The organism is Paraburkholderia diazotrophica (assembly GCF_038900755.1).
In the GTDB taxonomy this organism is placed as follows: domain Bacteria; phylum Pseudomonadota; class Gammaproteobacteria; order Burkholderiales; family Burkholderiaceae; genus Paraburkholderia; species Paraburkholderia diazotrophica_A.
Genome location: NZ_JBBPEN010000001.1, coordinates 519,661 through 531,416, shown reverse-complemented (window position 1 = coordinate 531,416; position 11,756 = coordinate 519,661). Strand labels below are relative to the sequence as shown.

Annotated in this window: 12 protein-coding genes and 1 pseudogene; 8 read left to right on the top strand and 5 right to left on the bottom strand. The window is 64.1% G+C overall.

The window, feature by feature from the left end; genetic code table 11:
* Window positions 1-261 precede the first annotated feature (261 nt).
* A pseudogene (locus tag AABE10_RS02560) lies at window positions 262-559 on the top strand (PAS domain-containing protein); the annotation flags it as partial.
* Between the two features lie 246 nt (window positions 560-805).
* Here AABE10_RS02560 and AABE10_RS02555 read toward each other — a convergent pair.
* Window positions 806-1,327 (bottom strand): methylated-DNA--[protein]-cysteine S-methyltransferase, encoded by a 522-nt coding sequence (locus AABE10_RS02555; protein WP_342931716.1) that lies wholly within the window; start codon window positions 1,325-1,327, stop codon window positions 806-808.
* Window positions 1,328-1,816: 489 nt separating this feature from the next.
* On the opposite strand from AABE10_RS02555, the gene AABE10_RS02550 reads away from it, so the two are divergent.
* Window positions 1,817-2,068 carry a hypothetical protein gene (locus tag AABE10_RS02550; protein ID WP_012403560.1) on the top strand — a complete coding sequence of 84 codons (252 nt, stop codon included), beginning with the start codon at window positions 1,817-1,819 and terminating at the stop codon, window positions 2,066-2,068.
* Between the two features lie 22 nt (window positions 2,069-2,090).
* Here the strand turns inward: AABE10_RS02550 and AABE10_RS02545 are convergent, their stop codons facing one another.
* Window positions 2,091-2,336, bottom strand: a complete 246-nt coding sequence (locus AABE10_RS02545) for a hypothetical protein (RefSeq protein ID WP_342931715.1) — start codon at window positions 2,334-2,336, stop codon at window positions 2,091-2,093.
* A 36-nt stretch (window positions 2,337-2,372) separates the two neighbouring features.
* Here AABE10_RS02545 and AABE10_RS02540 point away from each other — a divergent pair, with 36 nt between their 5' ends.
* The 4 genes from AABE10_RS02540 (at window position 2,373) to AABE10_RS02525 (ending at window position 7,090) form a co-directional block, all read left to right on the top strand.
* Window positions 2,373-3,362 carry a DedA family protein/thiosulfate sulfurtransferase GlpE gene (locus AABE10_RS02540; protein ID WP_342931714.1) on the top strand — a complete coding sequence of 330 codons (990 nt, stop codon included), beginning with the start codon at window positions 2,373-2,375 and terminating at the stop codon, window positions 3,360-3,362.
* A gap of 60 nt (window positions 3,363-3,422) precedes the next feature.
* On the top strand, window positions 3,423-5,123 hold the full coding sequence (locus AABE10_RS02535; protein ID WP_342931713.1) for an FAD-dependent oxidoreductase: 1,701 nt from the start codon (window positions 3,423-3,425) through the stop codon (window positions 5,121-5,123).
* A gap of 339 nt (window positions 5,124-5,462) precedes the next feature.
* Entirely contained in the window at window positions 5,463-5,744 is a 282-nt protein-coding gene (locus AABE10_RS02530; RefSeq protein WP_342931712.1) for a hypothetical protein, read from the top strand.
* 128 nt (window positions 5,745-5,872) lie between these two features.
* Window positions 5,873-7,090: a winged helix-turn-helix domain-containing protein gene (locus AABE10_RS02525; protein WP_342931711.1), complete on the top strand. Its 1,218-nt coding sequence runs from the start codon at window positions 5,873-5,875 to the stop codon at window positions 7,088-7,090.
* Between the two features lie 18 nt (window positions 7,091-7,108).
* Here AABE10_RS02525 and AABE10_RS02520 read toward each other — a convergent pair whose 3' ends face one another.
* The 3 genes from AABE10_RS02520 to AABE10_RS02510 form a co-directional block, all read right to left on the bottom strand.
* On the bottom strand, window positions 7,109-7,687 hold the full coding sequence (locus AABE10_RS02520; protein WP_342931710.1) for a LysE family translocator: 579 nt from the start codon (window positions 7,685-7,687) through the stop codon (window positions 7,109-7,111).
* A 171-nt stretch (window positions 7,688-7,858) separates the two neighbouring features.
* Window positions 7,859-8,116, bottom strand: coding sequence for a hypothetical protein (locus tag AABE10_RS02515; protein ID WP_090869862.1), 258 nt, complete (start codon window positions 8,114-8,116; stop codon window positions 7,859-7,861).
* A gap of 233 nt (window positions 8,117-8,349) precedes the next feature.
* Window positions 8,350-9,249 (bottom strand): DMT family transporter, encoded by a 900-nt coding sequence (locus AABE10_RS02510; protein WP_342931709.1) that lies wholly within the window; start codon window positions 9,247-9,249, stop codon window positions 8,350-8,352.
* A 199-nt stretch (window positions 9,250-9,448) separates the two neighbouring features.
* On the opposite strand from AABE10_RS02510, the gene AABE10_RS02505 reads away from it, so the two are divergent.
* Window positions 9,449-10,345 carry an AraC family transcriptional regulator gene (locus AABE10_RS02505; RefSeq protein WP_342932238.1) on the top strand — a complete coding sequence of 299 codons (897 nt, stop codon included), beginning with the start codon at window positions 9,449-9,451 and terminating at the stop codon, window positions 10,343-10,345.
* Window positions 10,346-10,594: 249 nt separating this feature from the next.
* A complete protein-coding gene (locus AABE10_RS02500; RefSeq protein WP_342931708.1) occupies window positions 10,595-11,719 on the top strand; it encodes an aminotransferase in 1,125 nt (374 codons plus the stop codon).
* Window positions 11,720-11,756: the final 37 nt, after the last annotated feature.

The following is an 11,756-nucleotide window of genomic DNA, read 5'->3' as shown; positions in this document are numbered from 1 at the left end:
TCCGAACGCCTGTCGATGACACCCGGCGAGGCTTCGGCTGAACGGGCTTTTTCTGAAAGCGTACGCCCAATGCGCGCTCAAAAGCGTTGTTTCCGTGCGACGACCGACGCTTGCCGGATTTCAAAGGCCGCGCTAATGCCGCGGCGCACGCTTACCCGACCCGGATACCAGGAATAGCTCAAGCCTCGGGGGCCGATGCCGTTAAACCATGGAGAATCAATCGGATGCGCAGGCATCCGGCAGTCCAGGGCAAAGAGCGCAATGCGCAACAACCAGCCGGTTACACAGAACGAGTACGACTACCCGTCGTCGCAGATGCTCGTGTCCGCGACCGATCTCAAAGGCAAGATCCAGTACTGCAATCCCGCCTTCATCGCCGCGTCGGGCTATTCGCGCGAAGAGCTGATCGGCAAGCCGCACAATCTGATCCGCCATCCCGACATGCCCGCCGAAGCCTTCCGACATGTGGACGACGATCCGCGCAGGCCATCCGTGGTCGGCGCTCGTCAAGAACCGGCGCAAGAACGGCGATCACTACTGGGTGCGCGCGAGCGTCACCCGCTCACACGGTTCGCGCCGGGTCCGAGGAAGACGCTTTGATCTGATGGATCATCGTTACTCCCATCTCGACAGCGCGCTATTGTCCGATAAAGATACGACGGTCAGCGCCCAGGATTGTTTGCGGGCCGGCTGACCCGAGTAACAACGGCGTTTATGTAGCCCGTCCCTTTGTGGACGGGCTATTTTTTGTCGCTCGCTGGCTTGCGTTTGACGTCCGCGTTTGATGTGCGCCGGTGCGCCTCGCTCAATCCGCAGCAAGTAGTTCGAGCTGCTGAGGCGCTTTCGACATCGGGCATTCGAGCGTCAGCAGCGCTTCCTTCCGGTGCAGGCCGCCCGCATAGCCGGTCAGATCGCCTGCGCTCGAAATCACGCGATGGCACGGCACGACGATCGACATCGGGTTGCGCCCGTTCGCGGCGCCGACCGCGCGCGATGCCGACAGCGGCAAGCCCAGCCGCCGCGCGATGCTGCCATAGCTGGCCGTCTCGCCGTATGGAATCGTCACGAGCTGCTCCCACACGTCGCGCTGAAACGCGCTGCCCAGCATGCGCAGCCGCAGCGTGAACTGCTGCCGCTCGCCCGCGAAGTATTCGCCGAGCTGCTCGCGTGCCTGATGCAGCACGCGCGAAGGCGTGAGCGTCGCGAGCGCCGCGTCCGCGGCCGGAAAATACTTCTGTCCGACGAAGAACACGCCCGTCAGCGCATCGTCTTCCGCGCGCAGCAGAATATCGCCGAGCGGACTCGGCATCGACATGCATTGCTTCATGAGACCCTCCTGCAAAATCACTTGGACGGCGCTCGAAGAACGGTATCGCTCCGCGATCGCAGTTCCGCGATTTGCCGCGAGGCTGAGTTGCGATGCTGCGTTCCCGTGCCACCTGAACTGCCTCCCAACAGTACCGACTTTAGTGCAGCACGCCGCGACGCTGCTTCCCGAAACTTGCGCTAATACATTCAAACGTCACTGCCATGACAGCGCGCGAAAGCGCGCCGCAAACACGCGCGGCGACCGCTTCCGACGCGCGGCTCGAACGCGCCGCGCTGGTTCGCGCAGCCCGTGCAAAAATCGCGGCGCCCCGCCGACAGCCGCGCCAGCCTTGTCTCTGCGCGCAGCGCCATGTCCCTTTGATGCGTCGCGCGCGACTCACCCGCATAATCGCGAGAGTGTGAGCGCCACGCGACAGACGGCGCGCGGCGCTACCCCTTACAATGCCTGTTCAGCAACGTCGTTCAATCACGCAAGAGGGAATTTTCGATGCGCACCACCGGGTCTTCCGGGGCAATGGCCCTGCTCACCGAGCACGACGACGCAACGGGTCGCGAACTACGCTCGCTGCGCCTCGAATCGACAGAAGACGGTAAAGGCATTCTTCTGATCGAGGTCGATGAACGCAAGCCGGGCATCCACCGCGAGGTGCGTTATGAAATCACGCCTGCGGAACTGATCGCAGCCATCCGTGCGCACGGCGCCGAACTGCCGGGCGAACAGCACAATCACCGGCAATAATTCCCCGCAGTCGACAGTCGCTTCACAAAGAGCGCGCGGCGCGCGTATCACGAGCGCCGCGCCTCTTGTTTTTTCGCGTTGCCGCCTCAATCTCCAGCGCTCCGTCGAACGTCGCACGATGCTGAATGACGCTCGGCGGGCGCGCCGGACGCTTCCTTTCGAAGCGCGCGGCGACACGCGTTTTCCGCTTTTCCGCAGTATCCTCGGCGCAGACCGCACCTCTCTTGCACGCGGTGAAAATGCGTCCATAATCGTTGAGTCCACTCACGTCGTTTTCCGGCCCAACAGCCGCGAAAGTAAGCCGATGCTACATGATCTCGTCGAGCAGTACGGGCCTGCCATCGTATTCGCCAATGTGCTCGCCGCGTCGATCGGGCTGCCCGTGCCCGCGATGCCTTCTCTCGTGCTGTTCGGCGCGATGGCAGCCATGCATCCCGGCTCGATCGGCGTACAGGTGCTGCCCGTGCTCGTGCTCGCCGTGTTCGCCACGCTGATCGGCGATAGCGCCTGGTTCGCGGCCGGCCGCATCTACGGCGGCAACACGCTGAAAACGCTGTGCAAGCTGTCGCTGTCGCGCGATACCTGCGTGAAGAAGACGGAGCGTTTCTTTGGCCGTTGGGGCGTGCGCGTGCTGGCCGTCGCCAAGTTCGTTCCGGGGCTGTCGATCGTCTCCATCCCGATGGCGGGTGCGATGGGCACGCCGTACCGCACGTTCCTCGCGTACGACAGCATCGGCGCGACACTCTGGTCGGGCCTCGGTCTCGTGCTCGGCGTCGTGTTCGCGCAGCAGATCGACATGCTGTTCGCCGGCGCGAGCCGCCTCGGCAAAATGACGGCCGTGGTCGTCGTCGTGCTGCTGGCCATTTATTGCACGTATCGCTGGTATCGGCGCCGCCAGCTGATCCGGCGGCTCGCGACCGCGCGCATGGATGTCGACGAGCTGTACAAGCTGATGCTCGACAAGCGTTCGCCTGTCCTGTTCGATATCCGCTCGCAGGAAAAGCGCAAGCTCGATCCGTTCGTGATCCCCGGCTCGGTGTTCGCCGACGAGCGCCAGCTCAATGAAATCGTCACGAAGTATCCGCACGATCAGAAGCTCGTGATCTATTGCTCGTGCCCGAACGAAGTGTCGGCGGCATGGATGGCGAAGCAGTTGACGGAGGCCGGGTTCAGCGACGTCCTGCCGTTGCGCGGCGGCCTCGATGCATGGCGCGACGCGGGCCGGCAGCTTGAGCCGCTCGCGGAAGAACCGGAGCCGACGGTCGCCGTCGGCATCACGCCGAAAACAGTCTGAACCGACAATGGCATCGGCTGCTGCCCTTCCCGGCGCGCGGCCCTGCAAGGAGCGAATTCGATGGGTGTCACGCGAGAGGGCGAAGACTCACAACACGTCGTCAGCCAGGCGCCGTTCTCGACGCTTTCGACGCGGCGTCATCAGATGTTTCCTGAACTCGATACGGACGAGATCCGGCGGCTGTGCAAGTTCGGCGAGCGCCGCCGCTTCGAGACGGGCGACATGCTGTTTCGCACCGGCGAGCGGGGGCCCGGCATGGTCGTGGTGTTGTCGGGCGCAGTCAAGATTTATCAGCGGGACGGCCTCGGGCGCGAGCATCTGATCAACGAACACCACAGGGGCTCGTTCCTCGCCGAAGTGGGGCAGTTGTCCGGCAAGCCGGCACTCGTCGACGGCATGGCGCTGGAGCCCGTCGAAGCATTGCTGATCGCGCCGGAGCGCCTGCGCGCGCTGATCGTCGCGGAAGCCGAACTGGGCGAGCGCATCATGCGCGCGCTGATTTTGCGCCGCGTCGGGCTGATCGAGAAAGGTGCGGGCGGGCCGATCATCGTCGGCAAGAGCAACGACCGGCGGCTCGTGTCGCTGCAAGGCTTCCTGTCGCGCAACGGCCATCCGCACACGGTGCTCGACGAGCGCGACGAAGACGGGCTGCGCATCATCGAGCAGTTCGCGGCGGGCCCCGACGACATGCCGCTCGTGATCTGCCCGGACGGCTCCGTGTTGCGCCATCCGAGCGACCCGGAACTGGCGACGTGCCTCGGCCTGATCCCCGATCTGGATTCGGAATTCGTGTACGACGCGGCCATCGTCGGCGCGGGTCCGGCAGGGCTGGCAACGGCCGTGTATGCGGCGTCGGAGGGTCTTTCGGTGATCGTGCTCGACGGCCGCGCGCCCGGCGGGCAGGCAGGCGCGAGCTCGCGCATCGAGAACTATCTCGGCTTTCCGACGGGCATCTCAGGGCAAGCGCTCGCGGGCCGCGCGTTCGTGCAGGCGCAGAAGTTCGGCGCGCACGTCGCCATTCCCGTCAGGGTCAAGTCGCTGCATTGCGACGAGCGTCCGTACCGGCTCGAACTCGCGTGCCAGGGCAGCATCCGCGCGCACTCGATCGTCATCGCGAGCGGCGCGGTGTACCGGCGCCCGGATATCGAAGGCATCGACCACTTCGACGGACGCGGCATCTACTACTGGGCATCGCCCGTCGAGGCGAAGCTCTGCAAGCGCGAAGAGATCGTGCTCGTCGGCGGCGGCAACTCGGCGGGCCAGGGCATCGTGTATCTGGCTTCGCACGCGAAGCACATCCACGTGCTGATCCGGCGCAGCGGCTTCGAGGCGACGATGTCGCGCTATCTGATCGACCGGATCGCGTCGCTGCCCAATGTCACCGTCTATCCGGGCACGGAAATCGGCTGGCTGGAAGGCAACGAGGGCGGGCTCGCGCAGATCGGCTTGAAGCGTCCTTGCGCGGACGGCCGCGACCGTTTTGATTCGCGGCATCTGTTCCTCTTCACGGGCGCCGATCCGAACACGGACTGGCTGCGCACGTGCGGCGTCGATCTGGACGCGAAGGGCTTCGTGATCACGGGCGCGAATTCGGCATGCGACCTGACCACATCCGTCGAAGGCGTCTATGCGATCGGCGATGTGCGCGCGGGATCGACGAAGCGCGTCGCGGCTGCTGTCGGCGAAGGCGCGCAGGTCGTCGCGCAAATCCATCAGATGCTCGCGGAACGCGCGGGCGAAACGGTCGCGCTCGGCGCCTAATTCTTTCCCTCTTTCTTTTCCCCTCTTCGGTCCTGCACCGGCTGGCGCGTGTCATCGCGCCGGCCAGTCGCGCCTTCTGCCGCTTGCAGCGCGCCCGCCCGCTTACCGGTCGTTACATTCGCGACCGTCTGCTTGCACCTGCGATGCTTTCTTTTTCGTAATATTTAGTCAGCGTCCCGTTAGAAACGCGCGACCGTTCAGGGCGCCGTCGATGGGCTTTTGCATTGCATGCGATGCGAGTGGGTGCGCTGCGTGGGGCTGGAGTAAGTGCTGAAGCGCCAACTCGGGTCGACCGCGCCGCTTGGGACCTGAGCAGGCGCTAAAGACAAGGAGGACAGCATGAGCAAACGTGCGATCGTATTGGCAGCCGTCGGCCTCGCGGCGGCGTGCGCATCGACGGCGGCAGCGGCGCATGTCGGCGTCGGCGTCTATCTGGGCCCGACTGCTCCCGTCTACGGGCCGCCGCCCGTCTACTACGCGCCGCCACCGCCCGTCTACTATGCGCCACCGCCACCCGTGTACTACGGCGGCTATCGCGGCGGGTACTGGGGCGGTCCGCGCTGGCATGATCGCTGGCACCATCGCGGCTGGGAAAGGCATCACGGTCATGGGCACTGGTGACGTCGGCGGCTGCGCATGCGGGCTGAAGGTGCAAACCGCCCGTACGTTTTCACCGGTCACGCTACAGTAGCGAAAGTCCGGCATGGCGCGAGTCCATGCTGCCGCTCGGCCCGCTATGACATAAAAGTGTGATCGCTCTCCCTCTTTCCGCCGCCCGCACGCTGCATCTGGCCGCACAAGGCCTGCTCGCGCCGCCGCGCCGCAAGGCGATCAAGGCCGATGTGCTCGGCGCGATCCGGCAGATGGCGCAACTTCAGATCGACACGATTCACGTCGTCGCGCGCAGTCCGTATCTGGTGCTGTTCAGCCGGCTCGGGCCTTATCAGCCGCGATGGCTCGACGAGCATCTCGCGGAAGGCCGGCTCTTCGAATACTGGTCGCACGAGGCGTGTTTCCTGCCCATCGAGGACTACGGCCTGATGCGCCACCGGATGCTCGATCCGTCCGACATGGGCTGGAAATACGCCGCCGACTGGCACGCGCAGTACCGTGTAGACATCGACAAACTGCTTGCGCACATCCGCGCGACGGGTCCGGTGCGCTCCGCGGATTTCGCGCGCGAAGCGGGCAAAGGCAATGGCTGGTGGGACTGGAAGCCGGAGAAGCGGCATCTAGAAGTACTGTTCGCGATCGGCGAACTGATGGTCGCCGAGCGGCGCAATTTCCAGCGCGTCTACGATGTGACGGAGCGCGTGCTGCCGCACTGGAACGATGCGCGCGACCTGCAACCCGCCGATGCCGTCGCGCAAGAACTGCTTCGGCGCAGTTGCCGTGCGCTCGGCGTCGTGCGCGCGGACTGGGTCGCCGACTATTACCGGATGCCGCGCCGCCCCTACGTCGACGCGCTCAACCGGCTGGCTGACGAAGGAGAACTGACGCCCGTGCGCGTCGACGGCTGGAAACAGGACACGTTCGTGCATCGCGACTTCGCGCCCCTCATCGACGACGCTTCGAACGGCAAGCTCGCGTCGACGGTGACGACGCTGCTGTCGCCGTTCGATCCCGTCGTCTGGGACCGCAAGCGCGTCGCCGCGCTCTTCGATTTCGACTACGTGATCGAGTGCTACGTGCCCGCGGCGAAGCGCAAATATGGCTACTACGTGCTGCCGATTTTGAATCGCGGCAAGCTGATCGGGCGTATCGATGCGAAGGCGCATCGCGCGAGCGGCGTGTTCGAAGTGAAGTCGCTGCATCTGGAGCCGGGCGTGCGCGCGAGCGGCCGGCTCACGTCGGACTTGCGGCGCGCGCTGCAACGTTGCGCAGACTGGCACGACACGCCGCAATTGCAGATCACAACGGCGCCTGACGGCATCGCTGGCGCGCTTGCCGGCGCCGTCGACGATTGACCGCGCGCCTTCACACGCTCAGTGCAATGCGGCCCACGCGAGCGACAGTGAAAACATTCCGAGCATGACGGAAGCGGCGCGCTGCATCTTCACGGGATCGAGCCACTTGAGCCTGCCGCTGCCGAGCGCCGCGCCGAACGCGATCCACGCGAGCGCGATCGGCAAGAGCAGGCAGGCGAACAAGGCCATCGCGAACGCATAGCCCGCGAGGCTTTCGAACGCGATCGCAGGAAAGATCGCGCCCGCGAACAGCAAGGCTTTCGGATTGAGCAGCGTCGCAACGAAAAGCGCGCGCGGTCCATTCGCTGGCGCCATCGAATCAGGCAACGCGACGGCCGCGCGCCACATGTCGATCGCGAGATACGCGATGTAAAGACCGCTCGCGATACGCAGCACCGAAGGCAGCCACGGCTGCGTATGCGATGCGCGCAGGAGAAAGCAGCCCCATGCGGAAATCGACACGAAGTAGCCCGCCAGTTCCGCGCCGATCAGCGGCAGCGAGCGGCGCGCGCCCTGGCGCAAGCCCGCGGCTGCAAGCAGCGTATTGGTGGGGCCAGGCGTGATCAGCACGACGACGATGCCGAGCGCAAGCATCATTGCGTCGTGAAAAGAAACCAGCGAGGGAAGCATTGGGAGAAGACAGGCGGTACGAAACGAGCGCCCTTTGTATCACAGGCGCACGACGATGCCGAAATCCTGTGACCAGATGTTGCAGGCGATGCATGCGGCGCCAGTGACGCGCCACATGCATGCCGGGGAAGCCAGCCGTCAGCGGTCGAGCTTGACCCGCAATTCGCGCGCTGTTTCGAGCAGACCTTCGTAGCCCGAGCGAGCATGTTCCGGCAGGTCAGGATCGCCGACCAGCGCGCCCAGCGTTTCGATCAGGCTGTAGAGAATGCCGCGCGCCGCGCTCACGGCAATGTTGCCCGACGACACCATTTGATCAACATGGGTCACGGCTGCGTCGAGGTGTTCGAGGTCCGGCTGTTCGCCAGTTTTCTGCTTGTCCGGATCATCGCGCGTCATGATGAATCGTCGCTCCTGTGCTGACATCGTGAAGGAATCGGTAATGTTGTTATATACCCATCGCGCACAGCCGTCCATTCGCACAGACGGCATGCATCGGGGGGTATCCGTTCGACTGACGGCGATCAACGACGGTTCACTTCACGCACATCGCTCGTGGCGTCCGGCAAAAACATCGGGACGTCGGCAACGTGGCTTTCCGCGTTCGCACGGCGACATGTCCCGATGGAGCCTCACGCCGTGCGTGCCCGCCGCACGAAGAGACGCTGCGTCAAGCCGAACGCAACGAGATTGCCCGCCACGACGAGCACGAGCCCGATGACGGCAAGCGCCGACCATCGATAGCCTTCGAACACCGTCGATACCGCAAGCGCCACGAACGGAAACAGCACCGTGCAATAGGCGGCGAGCTCGGGCCCGATGCGGCCGACCAGCATCAGATACGCAGTGAAGCCGATCACCGACCCGGGCACGGCGAGATAGACGAGCGCGCCGAGATAACGCGCGTCCGCTTCGAGCGCAAAAGGCAAGCCGGCGGCGAGGCTGCCGAGCGTCAGCACGCCCGCGCCGATCAGCATCGCCCAGCTGTTCGTGACGATGGGATGCAGGCCCATCGACTGCATGCGGCTCGACAGCAGATTACCCGCCGAGAAGCACATCGTCCCTGCGAACGCGACGGCAAGACCGAGCCATGCCGCGTGATCGCCGAGGTGCCCCGCCATCTGTTGCAACGACAGGCACACGATGCCGGCAAGGCCGAGTACCGCGCCGACGATCGCCGTCGGCTGCAACGGGCGGCCCATGAAAAGCCGCCCGTTGAGCGAGTTCAGCAGCGGCGCTGTCGAAAACACGACGGCGACGAGACCGCTCGGCACGACGCTTTCCGCGTAGTAGAAGCACAGGAAGTTCACGCAAAAAAGCGCGAGGCCCTGTGCCGCGAGAAAGCGCCACGCGGCACGCGGCGGCCACACGGGACGGCGCATCAACTTGAGCAGCGCGAGCAGCACGATTGCCGCGAGCCAGAAACGGCAGGCAATCGACACGGGCGCCGGCACGACGCCGAGCTGCCATTTGATCGCAATCCAGGTGGTGCCCCAGATGAGCACGGTCACGAGATAAAGAAAGAGATTCATCGCCAGTGGGCCACACAATACGGTCTTCGGTCCGCCCGACTATGCGCCCGCGAGGGTCCGTTCGATTGTCCAGAATTGCGCACTTTCGAGCGGCCAGCGAAGGCGCAACGCATCACGCCGTATACTTGTCGAACTACTTGTCGAACGACGCCTCATCCGTTTTCAGCCGCTCATTCACGTGAATATTTCGTCCATTGCCATGACCGACCCCGCCGATCCGCCGTTCGGCCTGCATTCGGTCTGCCAGACGCTCAGCGAGTCGAATGCGACGCTCGAGCGTTTCGCGTGGCTCGGCGACAAGCTGGCCATCGCGATCTGGACGCGCGAGACCAAAGAGGCGGAGACGGTCTACGATCAGCCCGGCCATCACACGCTGTCGTGTTATCTGGACGGCGGCTATCGCACCGAGCGTCAAAAGCTGCCGGGGCGCTACGGCGCGCCGAGCCGTCTGTGCGCGCTGCCCGGCGATCATGAATCGCGCTGGTGGGTGCGCGGCCACATGCACTTCATGCATCTGTATTTCCTGCCCGAGCACTTCACGCAGCGCGCGATCCGCGAACTCGACCGCGAGCCGCGCGAACTGACGCTGGCCGACCGCACGTACTTCGAGGACGAGCGCATTGCGAGCCTGTGCCAGTCGCTCGCAAACGACGTCTGGGACGACGCCGACGGCCGCTTGCGCGCAAACGAAACGTCACATGAAGTGTTGAGCCTGCTGTTGCGTTCGCAGGGTGTGAACCGCGTGGACGCCGCGCTCAAAGGCGGCCTTGCCGTCGCGACGCGCCGCCGGCTGCGCGATTACATCGATACGAATCTGACGCAGCCACTCACACTCGGCGAACTGGCTGCCGTTGCGAACCTTTCCGAATTTCATCTCGCGCGGATGTTCCGCACGTCGTTCGGTCTGCCGCCGCACGCATGGGTCGCGCAGCAAAGGCTGGAACGCGCGCGCACGCTACTGCGCACGACGGCGATGCCGCTCGCCGAAATCGCGACCCAATGCGGCTACGCGAACGCGAGCCATTTCAGCCACCGGTTCCGTCAAGGCACCGGCGTGTCGCCCGCCGTCTATCGACAGGCATTGCGCGCAGGCTGAAGCTTCGCGCCTCGCGACGCTTTCGGGCGTACTCTTTTCCCTGGCTTTCTTCGCTAAACACGTTGAGCGCGTTGAGCACGTTGAGCGCGATGTCTTCTGACGCGCGCTCGTTCGTCAATGCTGCCCGCTGGATCAATCGACTCAATTTGTCTATTCGAGACAAATCGTCTATATTCAGACACGAGCCCGCGCCGCGCACGCCACACTTGCCGCGCCCCATGCCACTGCTTTCACTCGAGGACAGAACTCATGCAAATCAGGGAATTTGGAGTCGAACGCTGGATGGATCTCTACGAGAACCATTGCGAGCTGAATCTTGCGGAAACGTGCGTCGAATCGCTGACGGTCGGTGAACTGTTGAAGATCGCGGGCAAGGAAGACGCGCTGCTCGGCGAGATTCTGCCGATGAAGCTCACGTATGGCGCGATCGACGGCACCGAGCGGCTGCGCAGCAACGTCGCGTCGCTGTATGAGAAGCAGGATGTGCCGAACGTGCTGATCACGCATGGCGCGATCAGCGCGAACGCACTGGTCTACGAAACGCTCGTCGAGCCCGGCGATCATGTGATCTCCGTGTTGCCGACGTATCAGCAGCACTACTCGATTCCCGAAAGCTACGGCGCGAAAGTCGACGTTCTGCGTTTGCGCGAGGAAAACGCGTTCCTGCCCGATGTCGACGAACTGAAGCGCATGGCGACGCCGACGACGCGCATCATCGCGATCAACAATCCGAACAATCCGACCGGTTCGTTGATGGACCGCGCGTTCCTCAAACAGATTGCGCAGATCGCGCGCTCGTGCGGCGCCTATGTACTCTGCGACGAAGTGTATCGAGGCACCGATCAGGACGGCAACGGCTTCACGGCATCGGTCGCGGATGTCTACGAGAAGGGCATCAGCACAGGCAGCATGTCGAAGACGTGGTCGCTCGCGGGCCTGCGCGTGGGCTGGATCGCCGCGCCTGTCGAGATCATCGAACGAGTGCGGATTCATCGCGACTACAACACGATCAGCGTCGGCATGCTCAACGATCTGCTCGCGTCGATCGCGCTCGAAAACCGCGCGGCGATTCTCGAACGCAATCACGGCATTCTGTGCACGAATCTCGCGCTGCTCGATGCGTGGATCGCGAAAGAGCCGCTGCTGTCCTGGGTGAAACCGAAGTCGGGCACGACGGCGCTGGTGCGCGTCGATGTCGATATGCCGTCGCGTGATTTCTGCGTCGCGCTGCTGGAAAAGACGGGCGTGATGTTCACGCCGGGCAGCGCGCTCGACGTGGAAGGTTATGTGCGCATCGGCTATGCGAACAATCGCGATGTGCTGGTGGCGGGGCTTGGGAAGGTGTCGGCGTACTTGCGGGAGATTGCGCGCTAAAACACGCTGAGCAAAAGCCTTCGCTCCGTGTTCGCAT

Excerpts from the sequence above, each read along its gene's own strand:
- AABE10_RS02520 (WP_342931710.1), bottom strand. The coding sequence starts at position 7,687 with ATGATGCTTGCGCTCGGCATCGTCGTCGTGCTGATCACGCCTGGCCCC.
- AABE10_RS02530 (WP_342931712.1), top strand. The coding sequence starts at position 5,463 with ATGAGCAAACGTGCGATCGTATTGGCAGCCGTCGGCCTCGCGGCGGCG.
- AABE10_RS02505 (WP_342932238.1), top strand. The coding sequence starts at position 9,449 with ATGACCGACCCCGCCGATCCGCCGTTCGGCCTGCATTCGGTCTGCCAG.
- AABE10_RS02515 (WP_090869862.1), bottom strand. The coding sequence starts at position 8,116 with ATGACGCGCGATGATCCGGACAAGCAGAAAACTGGCGAACAGCCGGAC.
- AABE10_RS02500 (WP_342931708.1), top strand. The coding sequence starts at position 10,595 with ATGCAAATCAGGGAATTTGGAGTCGAACGCTGGATGGATCTCTACGAG.
- AABE10_RS02550 (WP_012403560.1), top strand. The coding sequence starts at position 1,817 with ATGCGCACCACCGGGTCTTCCGGGGCAATGGCCCTGCTCACCGAGCAC.
- AABE10_RS02535 (WP_342931713.1), top strand. The coding sequence starts at position 3,423 with ATGGGTGTCACGCGAGAGGGCGAAGACTCACAACACGTCGTCAGCCAG.
- AABE10_RS02540 (WP_342931714.1), top strand. The coding sequence starts at position 2,373 with ATGCTACATGATCTCGTCGAGCAGTACGGGCCTGCCATCGTATTCGCC.
- AABE10_RS02555 (WP_342931716.1), bottom strand. The coding sequence starts at position 1,327 with ATGAAGCAATGCATGTCGATGCCGAGTCCGCTCGGCGATATTCTGCTG.
- AABE10_RS02510 (WP_342931709.1), bottom strand. The coding sequence starts at position 9,249 with ATGAATCTCTTTCTTTATCTCGTGACCGTGCTCATCTGGGGCACCACC.